The sequence below is a fragment of the Azospirillum sp. TSO22-1 genome (genome assembly GCF_003116015.1).
GTDB lineage: Bacteria > Pseudomonadota > Alphaproteobacteria > Azospirillales > Azospirillaceae > Azospirillum.
Genome location: NZ_LGQZ01000044.1, coordinates 71,166 through 89,703, shown reverse-complemented (window position 1 = coordinate 89,703; position 18,538 = coordinate 71,166). Strand labels below are relative to the sequence as shown.

General features: G+C 68.5%; 20 protein-coding genes. 6 read left to right on the top strand and 14 right to left on the bottom strand.

What is annotated here, in order from left to right:
• The 9 genes from TSO221_RS13325 to TSO221_RS13285 form a co-directional block, all read right to left on the bottom strand.
• Positions 1 to 664, bottom strand: a 664-nt coding sequence (locus TSO221_RS13325) for a branched-chain amino acid ABC transporter permease (RefSeq protein ID WP_109118987.1), incomplete at its 3' end; no start/stop codon positions are given.
• Positions 665 to 667: 3 nt separating this feature from the next.
• Positions 668 to 1,555, bottom strand: a complete 888-nt coding sequence (locus TSO221_RS13320) for a branched-chain amino acid ABC transporter permease (protein WP_109118986.1) — start codon at positions 1,553 to 1,555, stop codon at positions 668 to 670.
• 73 nt (positions 1,556 to 1,628) lie between these two features.
• Positions 1,629 to 2,837 (bottom strand): ABC transporter substrate-binding protein, encoded by a 1,209-nt coding sequence (locus tag TSO221_RS13315; protein WP_109118985.1) that lies wholly within the window; start codon positions 2,835 to 2,837, stop codon positions 1,629 to 1,631.
• A gap of 34 nt (positions 2,838 to 2,871) precedes the next feature.
• Entirely contained in the window at positions 2,872 to 3,564 is a 693-nt protein-coding gene (locus TSO221_RS13310) for an ABC transporter ATP-binding protein (protein ID WP_199229469.1), read from the bottom strand.
• A 19-nt stretch (positions 3,565 to 3,583) separates the two neighbouring features.
• A complete protein-coding gene (locus TSO221_RS13305) occupies positions 3,584 to 4,339 on the bottom strand; it encodes an ABC transporter ATP-binding protein (protein WP_109118983.1) in 756 nt (251 codons plus the stop codon).
• A 290-nt stretch (positions 4,340 to 4,629) separates the two neighbouring features.
• Positions 4,630 to 5,103: a MarR family winged helix-turn-helix transcriptional regulator gene (locus TSO221_RS13300; protein ID WP_109118982.1), complete on the bottom strand. Its 474-nt coding sequence runs from the start codon at positions 5,101 to 5,103 to the stop codon at positions 4,630 to 4,632.
• Positions 5,104 to 5,180: 77 nt separating this feature from the next.
• Positions 5,181 to 6,068, bottom strand: coding sequence for a 3-hydroxyisobutyrate dehydrogenase (gene mmsB / locus TSO221_RS13295; RefSeq protein ID WP_109118981.1), 888 nt, complete (start codon positions 6,066 to 6,068; stop codon positions 5,181 to 5,183).
• A gap of 138 nt (positions 6,069 to 6,206) precedes the next feature.
• Positions 6,207 to 7,277 (bottom strand): enoyl-CoA hydratase/isomerase family protein, encoded by a 1,071-nt coding sequence (locus TSO221_RS13290; protein WP_109118980.1) that lies wholly within the window; start codon positions 7,275 to 7,277, stop codon positions 6,207 to 6,209.
• A gap of 162 nt (positions 7,278 to 7,439) precedes the next feature.
• Positions 7,440 to 8,579 carry an isobutyryl-CoA dehydrogenase gene (locus tag TSO221_RS13285; RefSeq protein WP_109118979.1) on the bottom strand — a complete coding sequence of 380 codons (1,140 nt, stop codon included), beginning with the start codon at positions 8,577 to 8,579 and terminating at the stop codon, positions 7,440 to 7,442.
• Positions 8,580 to 8,729: 150 nt separating this feature from the next.
• On the opposite strand from TSO221_RS13285, the gene TSO221_RS13280 reads away from it, so the two are divergent.
• The 4 genes from TSO221_RS13280 (at position 8,730) to TSO221_RS13265 (ending at position 11,981) form a co-directional block, all read left to right on the top strand.
• Positions 8,730 to 9,638, top strand: a complete 909-nt coding sequence (locus TSO221_RS13280) for a diacylglycerol kinase family protein (RefSeq protein WP_109118978.1) — start codon at positions 8,730 to 8,732, stop codon at positions 9,636 to 9,638.
• 4 nt (positions 9,639 to 9,642) lie between these two features.
• Complete coding sequence (locus tag TSO221_RS13275; RefSeq protein WP_109118977.1) at positions 9,643 to 10,497, top strand: metallophosphoesterase; 855 nt, start codon at positions 9,643 to 9,645, stop codon at positions 10,495 to 10,497.
• A gap of 60 nt (positions 10,498 to 10,557) precedes the next feature.
• Entirely contained in the window at positions 10,558 to 11,571 is a 1,014-nt protein-coding gene (gene hemB, locus TSO221_RS13270; protein ID WP_109118976.1) for a porphobilinogen synthase, read from the top strand.
• Between the two features lie 92 nt (positions 11,572 to 11,663).
• On the top strand, positions 11,664 to 11,981 hold the full coding sequence (locus TSO221_RS13265) for a hypothetical protein (protein ID WP_109118975.1): 318 nt from the start codon (positions 11,664 to 11,666) through the stop codon (positions 11,979 to 11,981).
• Positions 11,982 to 12,047: 66 nt separating this feature from the next.
• On the opposite strand, the gene TSO221_RS13260 is transcribed toward TSO221_RS13265, so the two are convergent.
• Genes TSO221_RS13260 through dapA form a run of 3 tightly spaced genes read right to left on the bottom strand, consistent with a single transcriptional unit; the run spans position 12,048 to position 14,407 of the window.
• On the bottom strand, positions 12,048 to 13,040 hold the full coding sequence (locus TSO221_RS13260; protein WP_109118974.1) for a methyltransferase: 993 nt from the start codon (positions 13,038 to 13,040) through the stop codon (positions 12,048 to 12,050).
• Positions 13,037 to 13,510, bottom strand: a complete 474-nt coding sequence (gene smpB, locus TSO221_RS13255; protein ID WP_109118973.1) for an SsrA-binding protein SmpB — start codon at positions 13,508 to 13,510, stop codon at positions 13,037 to 13,039. The genes TSO221_RS13260 and smpB overlap by 4 nt, the downstream gene beginning before the upstream one ends.
• A 24-nt stretch (positions 13,511 to 13,534) precedes the next feature.
• Positions 13,535 to 14,407 (bottom strand): 4-hydroxy-tetrahydrodipicolinate synthase, encoded by an 873-nt coding sequence (gene dapA / locus TSO221_RS13250; RefSeq protein WP_109118972.1) that lies wholly within the window; start codon positions 14,405 to 14,407, stop codon positions 13,535 to 13,537.
• 54 nt (positions 14,408 to 14,461) lie between these two features.
• Between dapA and TSO221_RS13245 the strand changes: the two genes are divergently transcribed.
• Positions 14,462 to 16,441: a lytic transglycosylase domain-containing protein gene (locus TSO221_RS13245; protein ID WP_247878032.1), complete on the top strand. Its 1,980-nt coding sequence runs from the start codon at positions 14,462 to 14,464 to the stop codon at positions 16,439 to 16,441.
• Between the two features lie 442 nt (positions 16,442 to 16,883).
• Entirely contained in the window at positions 16,884 to 17,102 is a 219-nt protein-coding gene (locus tag TSO221_RS13240; RefSeq protein WP_109118970.1) for a hypothetical protein, read from the top strand.
• Positions 17,103 to 17,151: 49 nt separating this feature from the next.
• Here TSO221_RS13240 and TSO221_RS13235 read toward each other — a convergent pair whose 3' ends face one another.
• Both TSO221_RS13235 and mltG read right to left on the bottom strand, forming a co-directional pair.
• Complete coding sequence (locus TSO221_RS13235) at positions 17,152 to 17,424, bottom strand: DUF2934 domain-containing protein (protein WP_109118969.1); 273 nt, start codon at positions 17,422 to 17,424, stop codon at positions 17,152 to 17,154.
• A 108-nt stretch (positions 17,425 to 17,532) separates the two neighbouring features.
• Positions 17,533 to 18,537 carry an endolytic transglycosylase MltG gene (mltG, locus tag TSO221_RS13230; RefSeq protein ID WP_109118968.1) on the bottom strand — a complete coding sequence of 335 codons (1,005 nt, stop codon included), beginning with the start codon at positions 18,535 to 18,537 and terminating at the stop codon, positions 17,533 to 17,535.
• Between the last annotated feature and the right edge of the window lies 1 nt (position 18,538).

The following is an 18,538-nucleotide window of genomic DNA, read 5'->3' as shown; positions in this document are numbered from 1 at the left end:
TGTACTGGTCGGTGCGGTAGCCCAGCGAGATGGCGCGCGGCTCGTTCTCGCGGATCGCCTTCAGCACCTGCCCGAACGGCGAGTGCACGGTGCGCCAGATCAGCGCGAAGCCGAAGACGAACACCGCCAGCACGAAGAAGTACATGCTCAAGGGCTGGTTGAGGTCGATGAACCCGAGCAGGTGGCCGCGCGGCACCGCCTGGATGCCGTCCTCGCCGCCGGTGAACTTCAACTGCAGCGCCATGAAGAACACCATCTGGCTGAGCGCCAGCGTGATCATGGCAAAGTAGATGCCCTGGCGGCGGATCGCCACCCAGCCGAACAGCAGCCCCAGCACCGCGGCGAAGGCGGTGCCGAGCAGGATCGCCAGCTCGGGCGGGAAGCCCCAGACCTTGGCGGCGTGCGCGGTGACGTAGGCGGCGCCGCCGAAGAACGCCGCGTGGCCGAAGCTCAGCAGGCCGGCGAAGCCGATCAGCAGGTTGAAGGCGCAGGCGAACAGCGCGAAGCACAGCACCTTCATCAGGAACACCGGGTACAGCACGAACGGTGCCGCCACCAGCACCGCCAGCACCACCGCGGCGGCGATCAACGGCGTCGGCGAGGCGTCGGTGCGAATCCCGGAACGGACGCCAGTGCGAGCGGCGGTGTGGGTGTCGGTCGCCATGTCTTACCTCTCGCGCCCGAACAGGCCGGCGGGCTTCAGCAGGAGTACGATCGCCATCACCACGAAGATGACGATGTTGGAGGCTTCGGGGTAGAAGACCTTGGTCATGCCTTCCAACAGGCCGAGGCCGAATCCGGTGACGATGGCGCCCATGATCGAGCCCATGCCGCCGATCACCACGACCGCGAACACCACGATGATCAGGTTGGAGCCCATCAGCGGGTTGACCTGATAGATGGGCGCCGCCAGCACGCCGGCCAGCCCCGCCAGCGCCACGCCGAAGCCGTAGGTCAGCGTGATCATGACAGGCACGTTGATGCCGAAGGCCTGCACCAGCACCGGGTTCTCCGTCGCCGCGCGCAGGTAGGCGCCCAGCCGCGTGCGCTCGATCAGGAACCACGTGGCGAGACAGACCACCAGCGATGCCACCACCACCCAGGCGCGGTAGTTGGGCAGGAACATGAAGCCGAGGTTCTGCCCGCCCTTCAGCGCGTCGGGAATCGGATAGGGCATGCCACTCGACCCATACCAGTGCCGGAACATGCCCTCGATGATCAGCGCCAGGCCGAAGGTCAGCAGCAGGCCGTAGAGGTGATCGAGCTTGTAGAGCCGGCTGAGCAGCGTCTTCTCCAGCAGGATTCCGAAAGCCCCGACGATCAGCGGCGCCACCAGCAGAGCCGGCCAGTAGCCGAGCCCGACCGTCGTCAGCAGCCACCACGCGACGAACGCGCCCAGCATGTAGAGCGCGCCGTGCGCGAAATTGATGACGTTCAGCATGCCGAAGATCACCGCCAGCCCGAGGCTGAGCAGCGCGTAGAACGAGCCGTTGATGAGCCCCAGCAGCAACTGTCCGAACAGCGCCTGCGGTGGAATGCCGAACACCGTCCCCATCGCGTCCCTTTCCCTGCTTCTTCTTGTTCTTGTTTGGCCCCCTCTCCCGCAACGGGAGAGGGGGCGGTTTACCTTAGCCCGTCACTTTGCAGCCGCTCTGTTCCACCGTGAAGAAGGCCTCGTCGCCGGGGATGGTGCGCAGGATCTGATAGTAGTCCCACGGCCCCTTCGACTCGCCCGGCTTCTTCACCCGGGCCAGGTACATGTCGTGCACCATGCGGCCGTTGGCGAGGATCTTGCCGTTCTTGGCGAACATGTCGTTGACCGGCGTTTCCTTCATCTTCTTGGAGACGGCCAAGCCCTCGTCGGTGCCGGCCGCCTCGATGGCCTTCAGGTAATGCCGCACGGCGGAGTAGGTGCCGGCCTGCACCATGGTCGGCATCTTGCCGGTCTTCTCCATGTACTTCTTCGACCAGGCGCGCTTCTCGTCGTCCATGTCCCAGTAGAAGCCGGTGGTCAGCACCAGGTCCTGCGCGACGTTGAGGCCCAGCGCGTGCACGTCGGAGAGGAACAGCAGCAGCCCGGCGAGCTTCTGGCCGCCCTGGGTGATGCCGAACTCGGCCGCCTGCTTGATCGAGTTGATGGTGTCGCCGCCGGCGTTGGCGAGGCCGACGATCTTGGCGCCGGAGCCCTGCGCCTGCAGCAGGAAGGACGAGAAGTCGGAGCTGTTCAGCGGATGGCGCACCACGCCCTTCACGGTGCCGCCGGCCGTCTTGACCTCGGCCATGGTGTCGGCCTCGAGCTGGTGGCCGAAGGCGTAGTCGGCGGTGAGGAAGAACCAGGTGTCGCCGCCCTCCTTCACCATGGCGCGGCCGGTGCCGACGGCCAGCGCGCGGGTGTCGTAGGCCCAGTGGAATCCGGTCGGCGAGCAGGCATCGCCGGTCAGGCGCGAGGTCGCCGGACCGAGCATCAGGAAGATCTTTTTCTTTTCCTTGGTGATTTCCTGCACCGCCAGCGCCACGCCGGAGTTCGGCACATCGACGATGACGTCGACGCCGTCGGTGTCGAGCCACTGGCGGGTGATGCTGGAGCCGATGTCGGCCTTGTTCTGGTGGTCGGCGGTGATGATCTCGACCGGCTTGCCGGCGACCTTGTTGCCGAACTCCTCCGCCGCCATGCGCGCGGCGACGGCCGAGCCCTCGCCGCCCAGGTCGGCGTACAGGCCGGAGCGGTCGTTCAGCACGCCGATCTTGACCTTGTCGCCGGAGATGCCCTGGGCCTGCGCGGTGCCCGCCATCAGCGCCGCGGCGGCCACGCCGGCCAGAAGAATGCGTCCCATCATCGTGTAAGCCTCCCAGTGTTTCTTGGCTTTGTGGTCAAACGCCCAGCCGCTCGTGCAGCTGGTCCATCTTGGCTTCGAGCTGGTCGTTGGGGATCATGTCCACGACCCGGCCGTCCTCCATCACGTAGTGGCGGTCGGCCAGCGTGGCGGCGAAGCGGAAGTTCTGCTCCACCAGCAGGACGGTGAACCCCTTCTCCTTCAGCGTGCGGATCACCCGGCCGATCTGCTGGATGATGACCGGCGCCAGCCCCTCGGTCGGTTCGTCGAGCAGCAGCAGCCGCGCCCCGGTGCGCAGGATGCGGGCGATGGCCAGCATCTGCTGCTCGCCGCCGGACAGCCGCGTGCCCTGGCTGCGCAGGCGTTCCTTGAGGTTGGGGAAGAGTTCGAAGATCTCCGCGACGCTCAGGCCGCCCGGCTGCACCTGCGGCGGCAGCATCAGGTTCTCCTCGACGTCGAGGCTGGCGAAGATGCCGCGCTCCTCCGGTACGAAGCCGATGCCGAGCCGGCCGATCCGGAAGGGCGCCAGCCCGACCAGCTCCTTGCCCTGCAAGCGGATCGAGCCCTCGGCGCGCGGCACGATGCCCATGATCGAGCGCAGCGTCGTCGTCTTGCCGGCGCCGTTGCGCCCCAGCAGCGTCACCACCTCGCCCGCCGGGATCGACAGCGTGACACCGTGCAGGACGTGCGACTCGCCGTAGTAGGCGTGCAGGTCCTTGATCTCAAGCATGGGGGTCTCCAGCATCGCCTCAGGCATGCCCGGTCCCCATGTACGCTTCCATGACCCGCTGGTTCTTCGAGACCTCGGAATAGGCTCCCTCGGCCAGGATCTCGCCGCGCGCCAGGACGGTGATGCGGTCGGACAGCTCGGCCACCACCGACAGGTTGTGCTCGACCATCAGGATGGTGCGGTCGGCCGAGACGCGGCGGACCAGCGCGGCGATTCGCCCGATGTCCTCGTGCCCCATGCCGGCCATCGGCTCGTCGAGCAGCAGCATCTCCGGCTCCAGCGCCAGCGTGGTGGCGATCTCCAGCGCCCGCTTGCGGCCGTAGGGCAGCTCCGCCGCAAGGTGCTCGGCGTAGTCGGACAGGCCGACGTCCTCCAGCAGCTGCAGCGCGCGGTCGTTCAGGTCGTCCAGCACCCGCTCCGTCTTCCAGAACTGGAAGGAGTTGCCGAGCGGCCGCTGCAGCGCGACGCGCACGTTCTCCAGCACGCTGAGGTGCGGGAACACTGCCGAGATCTGGAAGGAGCGCACCAAGCCCATGCGGGCGATGTCGGCCGGCTTGGTGCCGGTGATGTCCTGGCCGTTGTAGACGATGGTGCCGCCGGTCGGCGGCAGGAACTTGGTGAGCAGGTTGAAGACGGTCGTCTTGCCGGCCCCGTTGGGGCCGATCAGCGCGTGGATGGTACCGCGGCGCACTTGCAGGTTCACGTCCCGCACGGCCAGGAACCCGCGAAACTCCTTGGTGAGGCCGCGCGTTTCCAGGATCACGTCTCCCGGCATGTCCCTCCCCTTTTCCCCGACTGGCCCACCCGCGCGTGGCACGCAGGGCCGGCAGCGGCTTTGTTCTATGTAGCGATAATTTGCTACAGAAAGGGTATTTGGAAAGCCCTAATTTTCGTCCCCCCGGCGGCGGCTTGCCGCAGAATCGGAAAAGGCCGCCCCATGGACATCCCACGGGGCAGCCTTTTCTGTTCTGTACGTACGATCACGCTGCACACGCGGGCGGCCCGCACGCCGTCAAGCGCCGCGGGCCACCGGAACGGGGCGGGGACCTGGAACCGTGATGCGCGTCAGGCGGCCGAGGTCAGCGGAAAGCCGCTGTAGTCCAGCGAGGCCGACCAGAAGCGCTCCAGCTTGCGCAGCGTCTCGTTGGCCTTGGTCAGTTCCTCGTCCGAGAAGCCGGCCTTTTCCAGCGCGGTCAGATGCCGCTCGAACATGCGGCTGATCTTTTCGCGCAGATCGAGGCCCTTCTCCGACAGGCGCACCCGCACCGAGCGGCGGTCGTGCGGCGAGCGCTCCTGCCCGAGATAGCCGTTCTCGACCATCTTCTTCACGTTGTACGACACGTTCGAGCCGAGGTAGTAACCGCGGGCCGTCAACTCGCCCACCGTCATCTCGTCCTCGCCGATGTTGTAGAGGATCAGGCTCTGGACGTTGTTGATGTCCTGGATGCCCAGGCGATCCAGCTCCGTCTTCAGCACCTCGAGAAAGTGGCGGTGGAGCCTTTCGATCAAGAGGATGCTCTCGTAGTAGGGTTTGCGCACCGCGGTCTCCTTTGCCTCGTACCTGTAGACGGTCCCCGCCGGGGCCGCTCCGGGCACCTTAAGAGCAGATTAACCGATCATTCGCCGGCAATCATCTTAATAATGCCCGAAAAGTCCACACCGGACCGCCCACCGTTGCAGAAAAGTGCGTAGAGCGAAGCCGCTTCCGCGCCGAGCGGAGTCGCGGCACCACTTTGCGAGGCGGCCTGCTGGGCCAGCCGCAGGTCCTTGAGCATCATCGCCGCCGTAAAGCCGGCCTGATAGTCCCGATTCGCCGGTGACGTCGGTACTGGACCGGGCACCGGACAATAGCTCGTCATCGACCAGCACTGCCCCGACGACTTGGAGGCGATGTCGAAGAGCTTCTGCGCGTCGAGTCCGAGCGACTTCGCCAGCACGAACGCCTCGGACACGGCAATCATCGAAATGCCAAGAATCATATTGTTACAAATTTTGGCAGCCTGCCCCGTCCCGCTGGCGCCGGCGTGCACGATCGTCTTGCCCATGGCCTGGAGAATCGGCTCGGCCCGCTGGAACGCCGCGTCGCCGCCGCCGACCATGAAGGTCAGCGTGCCGCCCGTGGCGCCGCCCACGCCGCCGGACACCGGCGCGTCGACCATGTCGAGCCCGGCCTCGTCCGCCGCCTTGGCGACGGCGCGGGCGCTCTCGACGTCCACGGTCGAGCAGTCGATCAGCAGCGCTCCCTTGCCCACCGCGGCCATGACGCCGCCGGAGCCGGTGTAGACGTCGCGGACGTGCTGGCCGGCCGGCAGCATGGTCACCACCACCTCGGCATCCCTGGCCGCCTCGGCGGCGCTCACCGCCACGGTGACGCCGGCCGCCTTCGCCTTGTCCAGGTTCTCGGCCATCATGTCGAATCCGGCCACGCGGTGCCCGGCCTTGACCAGATTGGCGGCCATCGGGCCGCCCATGTTCCCCAACCCGATGAATGCAACGTTCGCCATGGTTTCCTCCCCTGAAGCCGTTCTTGTCCCATTCTTGGGGACGGTGCCAACCGCCGGGTTTGAGACAAGTCCCGCGGGGATTCTCCGCTAGTAACGGAAAAGCCCGCGGAAAGTGCCCTCGATCCCGATAGAGAAATCTCAGTTCGTAAAGCGCAGGTCGCCGTGCGCGGGTGCGCGGAAGTGCCGCTCGACCTCCTCGTCCGACACCTCCTCGACGCGGGCCGGCGTCCAGCGCGGGTTGCGGTCCTTGTCGACCAGCACCGCGCGGATGCCCTCGTAGAAGTTATCGTCGCCGAGCATCGACTGGGCGAGCCGGTACTCCTGAATCATGGCGTCCTCGAAGTCCATCGTGGCGGCGCGGCGGATGGCGGCCAGCGTCACCTTCAGGCTGACCGGCGCCATCTTCTCCAGCGTCGCCTTGACGGCACCCGCCCACTCCGTGCCTTCGGCGGCGAGGGAGGCCAGGATGTCCTCCACCCGGTCGTGGCCGAAGCAGCGGTCGATGGCGGCGCGGTGCGCGGCCAGCGGCGGCTCGCCCGGCGATTCGGCGTGCGCGGCGATGGCGGCGGAGACGGAGTCGTGCGCGCCGTCCGTCCGCGCGAGATCCTCGACCAGCGCGTCCAGCTTCGCGCTCGGCACGTACGCGTCGATGGCCTCGGCGTACAGCATGTCGGCCGCCTTCAGGCGGTCGCCGGTCAGGCCCAGGTACATGCCGATCTGGCCGGGCTGGCGCGCCAGATAATAGGTGCCGCCGACGTCGGGGAAGATGCCGATGGCCGTCTCCGGCATGGCGTACAGCGTACGCTCGGTGCCGACGCGGTGCGAGGCGGGCTCCGAGATGCCGACGCCGCCGCCCATGGTCACGCCGTCCATCAGCGCGACGTACGGCTTCGGGTAGCGCTTGATCAGGCGGTTCAGGATGTACTCGTCCCAGAAGAACTCGCGGATGATCGGGATCTCGCCGCGGCCCTTCGGGTCGTCCTTGCCGGCGAGGTAGAGCTTCATCACATCGCCGCCCGCGCAGAACGCCTTGTCCCCGGCGCCGCGGACGACCACCGCCTTGACCGCAGGGTCGGCGGCCCAGGCGCGCAGCTGCGGGTCGAACAGGCGGATCATGTCCAGCGTCAGCGCGTTCAGCGCCTTCGGCCGGTTGAGCGTGACGAGGCCCAGCGAGCCCTTGCGGTCGAACAGGATTTCGGCGTCGGTCATGGTGGCGTTTGGTTCCGTTGTCGCGCGGTTATGGTTGTTTCAGGCACGTCCCCAATCCGTCATTCCCGCGAAAGCGGGAATCCAGAGAACCTTGCAGGGGCGTGGCGTCGCTCAGTCCCCTGGATCCCCGCTTTCGCGGGGATGACGGTGTAAAAGACAGCGTCAGTCCGCCAGCACGCGGCGGGCGACGATCAGGCGCATGATCTCGTTGGTGCCTTCGAGGATCTGGTGGACCCGCAGGTCGCGCACGATGCGCTCGATCGGGTACTCCTTGATGTAGCCGTAGCCGCCGTGCAGCTGCAGCGCCTCGTTGGCGACCGTGAAGCCGGCGTCGGTGGCGAAGCGCTTGGCCATGGCGCAGTGCTGCGTCGCCTCCGGGTGCCCGGCGTCCAGCGACGCCGCGGCGCGGTGCACCATCAGGCGGGCGGCGTCCAGCTCGATCGCCATGTCGGCGAGGCGGAACTGCAGCGCCTGGAACTCGGCCAGCGCCTTGCCGAACTGCTTGCGCATCTTCATGTAGTCGCGCGCCTGCTCCAGGCAGAAGCGTGCCCCGCCCAGCGAGCAGGACGCGATGTTCAGCCGCCCGCCGTCCAGCCCCTTCATGGCGATCGCGAAACCGTCGCCCTCCGCGCCGATGCGGTTGGCTACGGGCACGCGGCAGTCCTCGAAGATCACGGCGGCGGTGGGCTGGCTGTTCCAGCCCATCTTCTTTTCCTTCTTGCCGAACGTCAGGCCCGGCGTGCCCTTCTCCACCACGATGCAGGAGATGCCCTTCGGCCCCGCGGCACCGGTGCGCACCATGCAGACGTAGACGTCCGAGGCGCCGCCGCCGGAGATGAACGCCTTCTCGCCGTTCAGCACGTAGTGGTCGCCGTCGCGCACCGCGCGGGTGCGCAGGCTTGCGGCGTCCGACCCGGCGCTCGGCTCGGTCAGGCAGTAGGAGGCGAAGTGCTCCATGGTCATCAGCTTCGGCAGGAAGCGGGCGCGCTGGTCGGCGTCGCCGAAGCGATCGATCATCCACGCCGCCATGTTGTGGATGGAGATGTAGGCCGCGGTGGACGGGCAGGCCGCCGCCAGTTCCTCGAAGATCAGCGAGGCGTCGAGCCGGCCGAGCGCCGAGCCGCCGTGCTCCTCCCCGCAGTAGATGCCGCCGAAGCCGAGTTCGGCCGCGCCGCGCAGCGCCTCCACCGGAAAGATCGACGATTCGTCCCATTCGGCAGCGTATGGTGCCATGCGTTCCCGTGCGAAATTCCGCGCGACGTCCTGGAAGGCACGCTGGTCCTCGCTCAACTCGAACTGCACGGTTATCCTCCCGCTGGTGGGTTCATTCGGTTTTCAACGATCTTAGAGGGTGCGGCGGCCCTGTCAAATCGGGTCTGCCCGCATTGGCCGGGAACCAGCCGAGCGCGACGCCCGTTCCGCCCCTGCCCCACTTTCGGAGATGCCCGCACGATGAAGGTCGCCGTCGTCCTCAACCAATCCGCCGGCACCCTGATGGGCATGCCCATCGAGCGGGCGACGGACGCCGTGCGGCAGGCCTTCCAGCGGAACGGCGCCGAGGTCGAGGTGGTGGCGACGCAGGCCGCCGGCTGCGGCGAGGCGGTGCGGCGCGCCGCGGAGTCCGACGCCGAGGTGCTGGTGGTCGGCGGCGGCGACGGCACGATCCTCACCGGCGCCAACGCCGCGATGAAGGCCGGCAAGGCGCTGGGCGTGCTGCCGCTGGGCACCATGAACCTGCTGGCGCGCGACCTGAACACGCCGATGGATTGGCCGGACGCCGTGCACGCCGTGGCCGCCGGCGACCTCCGCCCCATCGACGTCGGCGAGGTGAACGGCGAGGTGTTCCTCAACGCCTCCGTCCTCGGCCTCTACCCGCGCATCATCCAGGAGCGCGACGCGCACCAGCACCGCTTCGGCCTGCGCAAGTGGCCGGCCATGGCGCTGGCGGTGGCGAAGGCGCTGCGCGACTTCCCGGTGCTGGACGTCTACATCGACCTGGGCCAGGGGGCGCGCCGGGTGCGCACGCCGGTTCTGGCGGTGTCCAACAACCCCTACGCCGAGGGCTATGGGCCGGTGTTGCGGCGCACGACGCTGGAGTCGGGCCAGTTCGGCGTCTATCTGGCGCGCCACCGCGACACCTGGGGCCTGCTGCGGTTGATCGCCCGCATGAGCACCGGTTCGTGGCAGTCGGACGGCGACCTGGAGACGCTGAGCGCCGCCACGCTGACCGTGCACAGCCGGCGTCGCCACCTGCGCGTCGCCAACGACGGCGAGGTGCGCCGCTTCACGCCGCCGCTGGTCTACCGGATGCGGGCCGGCGGCCTGCGCATGCTGGTTCCGAAAGCCCCCCCGGAAAGATGACGACATGAGGACGCTGGCCCACATCTCCGACCTGCATTTCGGCCGCATCGATCCGGCGGTGGTCGAGGGGCTGCTGGCCGATCTGATCGTGAACAGGCCGGACCTCGTGGTGATCTCCGGCGATCTGGTGCAGCGGGCGAAGGTCCGCCACTTCAAGGAGGCGCGCGCTTTCCTGGAGCGCCTGCCCTTCCCCTATCTGGTGGTGCCGGGCAACCACGACATCCCGGTCTACAACGTCTTCCACCGCTTCATCGACCCGCTGCGCAACTACAAGCGCTTCATCAGCCGCGATCTCAGCCCGTTCCACGTCGACGCGGAGATCGCGGTGCTGGGGCTGAACACCGCACGCTCGGTGATCCTCGACTTCTCGCACGGGCGCATCAACAAGGCGCAGATCAGCCGGGTGTGCGAGGTGTTCAAGGAACTGCCTGAGCACGTCTTCAAGGTGCTGTTCACCCATCACCCGTTCCTGCCGCCGCCCGGCGCGCCGGAGACGCGGCTGGTCGACCGGCACCGGCTGGCGCTGCCGGCGTTGGAGGACGCGGGCGTCGACCTGCTGCTGGCCGGGCACCTGCACAAGGCCTATTCCGGGGATCTGGCGACCTTCCACACGGAGGTGGCGCGCTCGATCCTGGTGGCGCAGGCCTCCACCGCGACCTCGACGCGCACCCGGGACGAGGCCAATGCCTACAACCTCATCGCCATCGACGCGCCGCGCGTGACGCTGGAGGTGCGCGCCTGGGGCGGCGGGGGATTCGTCCATGCCGCCGCCTCGACCTACGCCCGCAGCGGGCACCGCTGGGTGCTGCAGGAGCGCGATTCGGGCATCCACCCGGAAATGATGACGCCGTCGCCTTGAGATTGCCCAGGAAACGGGCGTAACATCGCCGCTTCCCCGCCCCTAGCCAGTTGTCCCGAGATGACCAGCCACACCGTCCGCTCCCCCGGCGCCTTCCCGCGCATCCGCATGCGCCGCAACCGTTACGATGGCTGGACCCGCCGTCTGGTGGCGGAGAACCGGCTGTCCACCGATGATCTGATCTGGCCGGTGTTCGTCATCGAGGGGCAGAACCGCCGCGAGGCCGTCGCCTCCATGCCCGGCGTCGAGCGGATGACCCTCGACCTGCTGACCGAGGCGGTGGCCGGCGCCCGCGACCTGGGCATCCCCTGCATCGCGCTGTTCCCGGTGGTGCCGCGCGAGAAGAAGTCCGAGGACGCCGCCGAGGCCTACAACCCCGAGAACCTGATGAACACCGCCATCCGCGCCATCAAGGCGCAGGTGCCGGACATCGGCATCCTCGGCGACGTGGCGCTCGACCCCTACACCAGCCACGGGCACGACGGGCTGATGGAGGACGGCATGATCCTCAACGACGAGACGGTCGAGGTGCTGGCCCGGCAGGCGGTCAGCCAAGCCGACGCCGGCGTCGACATCGTCGCCCCGTCGGACATGATGGACGGCCGCATCGGCATGCTGCGCGACCGGCTGGACGCGCACGGCGAGCAGTGGGTGCGCATCTGCTCCTACGCCGCCAAGTACGCCTCGGCCTACTACGGCCCGTTCCGCGACGCGGTGAACTCCGGCGGCTTTCTGAAGGGCGACAAGCGCACCTACCAGATGGACCCCGCCAACACCGACGAGGCGCTGCGCGAGGTGGCGCTCGACCTCCAGGAGGGCGCGGACATGGTGATGGTGAAGCCGGGCCTGCCCTACCTCGACATCATCCAGCGGGTGAAGCAGACCTTTGCGGTACCGACCTTCGCCTACCACGTGTCGGGCGAGTACGCGATGCTCAAGGCGGCGGCGCTGAACGGCTGGCTGAACTATGACGCGGCGCTGATGGAGACTCTGCTGTCGTTCAAGCGCGCCGGCACCGACGCCATTCTGACCTATGCCGCGCTGGACGCCGCCCGCCTGTTGAAGCAGGGCTGAGGTCCAGGCGTCGTAAACCCGATGCCCGGACTCCCTCCCGGCGCGATTCCCGCGATAGTGCGCGGAAATTTCGCTGGGAGGGAACGATTGTTATGAGAACACCGACCCTCTGGGCGACGGTCGCCCTTGTCCTGGTGGGATGCGCGGGTTCGCCGGGCACGTCCGGCTCCGCCGGCCCAGCCCCCGCCGCGACGCCGTCCGGCTCATCCGACGTGGTGGCGTGGCCGAGGCTGACCCAGGGGCAACGTCTGGCCCTGCGGCAGGGCTGCCGGGCGCTGCACGGGCGGGACTTCGAGACGTACAACGCGTGCGTCGCGGGCGAGAACCGCAGCCAGCAGGCGCTGGAGCAGGGCTGCGCGCAGCGGTACGCCGGGAACCCGGAGATGATCCGGAACTGTCAGGCGACGTGAGGGGGCGCGACCTTCCTCATTCTTTCGTCATGGCCGGGACAAGCCCGGCCATGACGAAAAGAGGAATCACACCCCGCCGCGCCACACCTGATACTGCGGCGTCTCCGCCAGCGCCTCGACGTTCTTGAGCACGGACGCGAACAGCTTCCCCACGCCGGCCGAACGCTGCACGACGGCGATCAACGCGCCGCGCGGCTTCAGCCGGTCCTTCGCCCCGCGCACCAGCGCCTCAAGGGCTCCGAAGTCCTCTTCCTTGCCGCGGTGCAGCGGCGGGTTGCTGAGGATCAGGTCGAAGTCGCGCTTCGCCGGCACCGCCGACCAGCCGTCGCTCAGCACGTGCGCGGCGTCCGGCACGTTCTGGCGAGCCGCATGCAGCGCCACGCTGTCCATGTCGAGCAGCGTCAGCCGCCCCTCCGGCACGCGCCGGCGCACCGTGTGCGCGATCACCCCCGCCCCGCAGCCGAAGTCGAGCACCGACTGGTCCGCGTAGATCTTCGGCAGCGCGCCGAGCAGCAGTTCCGTCCCAGGATCGAGCCGGCCGTGCGCGAACAGCCCCGGATAGGACACCAACTCGGCGTCACCGACGCTCACCACTTCGCGCCAGTCCTCAAGACCACCACGCGCGGGAGCGCCGGTGCGGCGCAGCTCCAGCACGCGGGCGCGGCGCTTGATCGCCAGGGTCTCCGGCTCGCCGAACAGGCCCTCCAAGCGCTTGGGGATCGAGGTCACGCCCTCGTCGTTGCCGCCGTAGATCCACAGCGGCGCGCCCTCCGGCAGCCGGGCCGCCAGCGCGTGCAGCGTCATGGCAAAGGCACCCCAGCCGCGCGGCTGACGCAGCACGGCGCCAGGGAACGCCCCTTCCGGCGGCCAGGGCTGCGCCGGACGGCCGTCGTACGCATAGCGGTTCCACACCGGCCCGCCGAGCGCCGCCTCGACGACGCCGTCGGGGTCGCCGCACACCAGGGAACCGGCGGGAACGCGGCCCTCCAGGGCGTCGGCGGCGACCGCGGCGATCTCCGTCTCGCGGGAGTCGGCGCGTTGGGCGAGGCGCTTGCTCACCCCTTGTCCCGCATCAGGCGGGCCTTGTCGCGCTGCCAGGAGCGTTCCTTCTCCGACTGGCGCTTGTCCACCTGCTTCTTGCCGGTGGCGAGGCCGAGCTGGACCTTGGCGATGCCGCGGTCGTTGAAGTAGACCGACATGGGAATGATGGTGGCGCCCTTGGTCTTCAGCGCCATCATCAGCTTCGCCAGCTCGCGCTTGTGCAGCAGCAGCTTGCGCGGCCGCCGGATCTCGTGCTGGAGCCAGCGGCCGGCCTGCAAATACTCCGGGATGTGGGCGTTGAACAGGAACAGCTCGCCCTTCGAGATCCCGGCGTAGGACTCGTTGATGCTCGCCTTGCCCGTGCGCAGGGACTTCACCTCGGTGCCAGTCAGCATGATGCCGGCCTCGAGCGTGTCGTCGATGAAGTAGTCGAAGCGGGCACGGCGGTTCTGCGCCGCGTACTTGCGCGCCTCCTCGCGGGCAGCCACATCAGCCTCCTAGGACACCGGCGTTCAGAGAACGCCGGCTTTCGTCATCGCCTCGCGCACCGCCTCGCGGGCGGCGTCGGAGGCCGGGACCAGCGGCAGCCGCACGTCCGGCGTGCACTTGCCGAGCAGGCTGGCGGCGTACTTCACCGGGGCCGGCGAGGTCTCGACGAACATCGCGTCGTGCAACGGCATCAGCTGGTCGCGGATGCGCTCCACCGTGGCGTAATCGCCGCGGCGCCATGCGTTGTGCAGCTCAGCGCACAGGCGCGGCGCCACGTTGGCGGTCACCGAGATGCAGCCCACGCCGCCCTGCGCCAGGAACGCCGTCACCGTCGCGTCCTCGCCGGACAGCTGGCAGAACTCCGGCCCGATCGCCACGCGGGTGCGCAGCGGGCGGGCGAGGTCGGCGGTGGCGTCCTTGACGCCGACGATGTTGGGCAGCTTGGCCAGCCGCGCCATCGTCGCCACAGACATGTCCACGACACTGCGGCCCGGAATGTTGTAGATGATGATCGGCAAGTCCGCCTGATCATGGATCGCTTTGAAATGCTGGTAGAGACCCTCTTGCGACGGCTTGTTGTAGTACGGCGTGACCACCAGGGCGGCCTGCGCGCCGGCCTTCTTCGCGTGCTGGGTGAGGCGGATCGCCTCGTCGGTCGAGTTCGAGCCGGTGCCGGCGATGACCGGAACCTTGCCGCCCGTCGCCTCGATGCACAGCTCGACCACCCGGTCGTGCTCCTCGTGGCTGAGCGTCGGCGACTCGCCGGTGGTGCCGCAGGGGACCAGGGCGTGCGTGCCCTCGGCGACCTGCCATTCGACGAAGGACTGGAAAGCGGCCTCGTCGACTTTGCCGTTCTTGAACGGGGTCAAGAGCGCAACGATCGATCCGTGAAACATGGCGGCCACCTCCCTACGACCAAAAAAGCGTCGCGCACCTTAGCGGCCCGTTCCGTGCCCCGCAAGTGCGCCCGGGGCCTGATGGCGGCGCTGTGCGCATCCCTGCTGTTCCTGGCGGTGCCGGCGGCGGCGCGGACGCTGGGCGACGGCGACCTCGCCCTCTACAAGCAGGCGTTCAAGGCGGTGGACGAGGACCGCCACGACGACGCCCTGCGCATCGCCGCCCCGGCCAAGGACCGCCTGCCCGCCAAGATCATCCGCTGGCTGAAGCTGCAGGCCCCCATGGGCGGCAGCTTCGACGAGATCGCGGCCTTCATCCGCGAGAACGCCGACTGGCCCGGCCAGATCGGGCTGCGCAAGGCGGCCGAGGCGGCGATGGCCAACGCCGAGCTGAGCCCCAGCGAGATTACCAACTGGTTCCGCCAGTACCCGCCGCAGAGCAACGACGGCTTCATGCGCTACGCCGACACGCTGCTGCTGACCGGCGAGCGCGAGAAGGCGCTGGGCCTCGTCCGCCAGCGCTGGGCCGAAACCAACTTCAACAACGGCGAGGAGCAGGATTTCCTGTTCCGCTACAAGGACCTGCTGCGCCCGCAGGACCACGCCGCCCGCGCCGACCGCCTGCTGTGGGAGCACCAGGAGGCGCCGGCCAAGCGCATGCTGCCGCTGCTGGACGCCGGCTGGGACGCGCTGATCGAGGCGCGCATCGGCCTGTTCCAGGAGGACCGCAACGTCGACGCGGCGGTGGCCCGCGTGCCGGAGTCGCTGCGCGAGGATCCGGGCCTGCTGTACGAGCGGCTGCGCTACCGCCGCAAGCGCCAGGACGACGACGGCGCGCTGGAGATCCTGCGCAACCAGCCCGACCGCCTCGGCCGGCCGGCGCTGTGGTGGACCGAGCGCCACATCCTCACCCGCCGCGCCATGGAGCGGGGCGAGATGAAGCTCGCCTACACGCTGGCCAAGGGGCACGGGCTGCGCGACGGCACGCCGTTCGCCGAGGCCGAGTTCCTGGCCGGCTTCCTGGCGCTGCGCCAGCTGAACATGCCGCAGGAGGGGTTCGCGCACTTCCAGCGGCTCCACAAGTCGGTCACGGCGCCGATCAGCCGGTCGCGCGGCGCCTACTGGTCGGCCCGCGCCGCCGAGGCGATGGGCAAGCGCGAGGAGGCGCGCGACTGGTACGGCAAGGCTGCCCCCTACGGCACCACCTACTACGGCCAGCTCGCCGCGCAGAAGCTGGATGCGCACGCGCAGGTGCGGCTGCCCTCCGAACCCAAGGTGGACACCGCCGAGACCGCCGCCTTCGAGCGCCGCGAGGTGGTCCGCGCCGCCCGTGTGCTGGCCGAGATCGAGGGCCGCGACGACGAGCGCCTCGCCTCCTTCCTGCGCCGCATCAGCCTGCAGTCGAAGGAGCCGGAGCACTACGCGCTGGCCGCCAGGCTGGCGCGCGAGCTTGGCCGCCCCGACCTCGCCGTCGCCGCGGCCAAGGACGCGGCGCAGAACGAGATCTATCTGGTGGAGGCCGGCTATCCGGTGATCCGCGCCGACAACCCGTCGCCGGAGCCGGCGCTGGTGCACGCGCTGATCCGCCAGGAAAGCACCTTCAACCCCGCCATCGTGTCGTCGGCCGGGGCGCGCGGGCTGATGCAGCTGATGCCGGGCACGGCGCAGCTGGTGGCCAACAAGCTGGGCATCAAGAAGCACCAGCACGCCAAGCTGATCACCGACCCGCAGTACAACATCCGCCTCGGCTCCGCCTACATCAGCGAGATGATCGAGCGCTACGGCGGCTCCTACGTGCTGGCGGTGGCCTCGTACAACGCCGGGCCGGGCCGGGTCAGCCAGTGGCTGAACGTCTACGGCGACCCGCGCGCCGAGGGCGTGGACGTGGTGGACTGGGTCGAGATGATCCCGATCTACGAGACGCGCAACTACGTGCAGCGCGTGATGGAGGGCCTGCTGGTCTACCGCGCCCGCCTGCACGGCGGCCGGGCGGAGCTGAACCTGGAGCGCGAGCTGCGGCGGGGGACGGGCTGAGGGCGCGCGCCCCCCCGCTCCCCGTTTCGTCACTCTTCTTGACGTCATCCCCGCGAAGGCGGGGATCCATACCTTCCACAGCCACTCGTTTTGGCAATTATGGATCCCCGCCTTCGCGGGGATGACGGATAGAGAAGTATTTGCGGAACGCAGAGCCCCCACATCGAAAAGACTAACCAGCAATAAATAAAAGAACAAACCCAAAAAACCACCCAATCCGCGCCACACTCATTGAATACACTGAAGCAATCCCCGCATTCGTTGCAGCACCCACCACATTCGAATGTCCAATCCCTAACACAGGCGGCCGTTATGAAGCATTTAAAACGGATTACCCCCAAAGATTACTTCGGGCGTCAGAGCCTTTAAAGGGTTTGTTAACCGCGCGGAGCGCCAATGTACTCGCGCATTTTAATGAAACCCGCGAACAGGAGCTCTGGAAATGGCCGCTTCACCGATGGTCGCCGAGGAAGTCCGCAAGGCCTGCCGCATTCACGCCCGCCTGCTGGACGCCTTCATCGAGATGACCCAGAAGGAGCTGAACCAGCTTCCCCCCGGCTTCGCCGAGGAGAGCCTCCAGGAGTCGCTGGAGAAGTTGCGCGCCGCGCGCAAGTCCTACGGCGCCATGGCCGGAGTCGTCTCGGTGTCGAACGCCGCCTGATCCCCGCGCCGTCGCGCGGGGATGGCGCCAAAAAAACCTGCCGACCGGGTCAGGCCGTGACCGCCGCCTTGCGCGCGCGGGGCTTGCGCTCGGCGGCAGGCTTCGGGGCCTCGCCGGCGCCGGCTGTCTTCGTGGGGGCCGCCTTCGCGGGGGCAGCCTTCTTCACCGCCGGCTTCTTGCCGTTGCTCTTCGGGGGCGCCGCAGCCGCGACCTCCTGCTCCGCCAGGAACCAGTGTTCGTGGTCGCTGCCGTCGGGGCAACCCTTGTCCTGCCAGATCTGGTAGGCGCGTTCACGAATCCGATGCTCGACGTCCTGGCTCATCGTTCCTCCGGGGCTGTGCGCTGACCGGGCGATGGTGCAGCCTCCCGCACCGCAAGGCAAGATTCCGAAGGTCGCAGGTTTGACGCCCATCAATTCAATTGTTGGCCGTCAATCGTTGGAGACGGGCGGCTGTTCGGCGCTCTGCCGGCGCTGCGCGTCGCGCCAGCGGGCGACGTTGCGGTTGTGGTCCGGCAGCGTCTTGGCAAAGGCGTGCCCGCCCGTGCCGTCGGCGACGAAATACAGGTACTCGTGCCGCTCCGGCTTCAGCGCCGCGAGGATCGAGGCCTTGCCGGGGTTAGCGATCGGCCCCGGCGGCAGCCCGGCCACCACGTAGGTGTTGTACGGCGACTCGACGCGCAGGTCGTTCCGCGTCAGCGCCCGCCCCAGTTCCCCCGCGCCGTCGGTCAGCGCGTAGATCACCGTCGGGTCGGACTGCAGCCGCATCGCGGTCTCCAGCCGGTTGACGTAGACCCCCGCCACCTTCGCCCGCTCCGCCGCGACGCCGGTCTCCTTCTCGACGATGGAGGCCATGGTCAGCGCGTCCTCCGGCGACTTGTAGGGCAGGTCCTTGTCGCGGCCCTTCCACGCCTCGGCCAGCACCTGGGTCATGCCGCGCTGCATGCGCTCGACCAGCTGCTCGCGGCTGTCGCCGTAGGAGAAGTTGTAGGTCTCGGGCAGCAGGCTGCCGTCCTTCGGGCGCTGCGGCACGCTGCCGGTCAGCACCGGCTCCTTCTCCAGCAGCCCGAGGATCTGCGCGGAGGTCAGCCCCTCGGGCACGGTCAGGCGGTGCACGACGGTCTTGCCGCGCCGCATCTGCTCCAGCACGTCGTCGATGCTGACGCCGGGGGCGAAGGCGTACTCGCCGGCCTTCAACTCGCGCCCCGCCCCGCTCAGCCGCGCGCCAAAGGCGAACAGCAGCGGCGACTCGACCACGCCGGCGTCGCCCAGCGTGATCGCCACGGCTTCCAGCCCGCTGCCGCGGGGAATGACGACGGTGGTGGATTCGGTGAGGGGGCCCGGCGCCACCAGGCGCATGGCCCCCCACAGGGTCGCTCCGCCCAAGAGCGTGGCGACGGCGAGCGCCCCGGCCGCTGCCCGAAGGCCCCAGCCCATG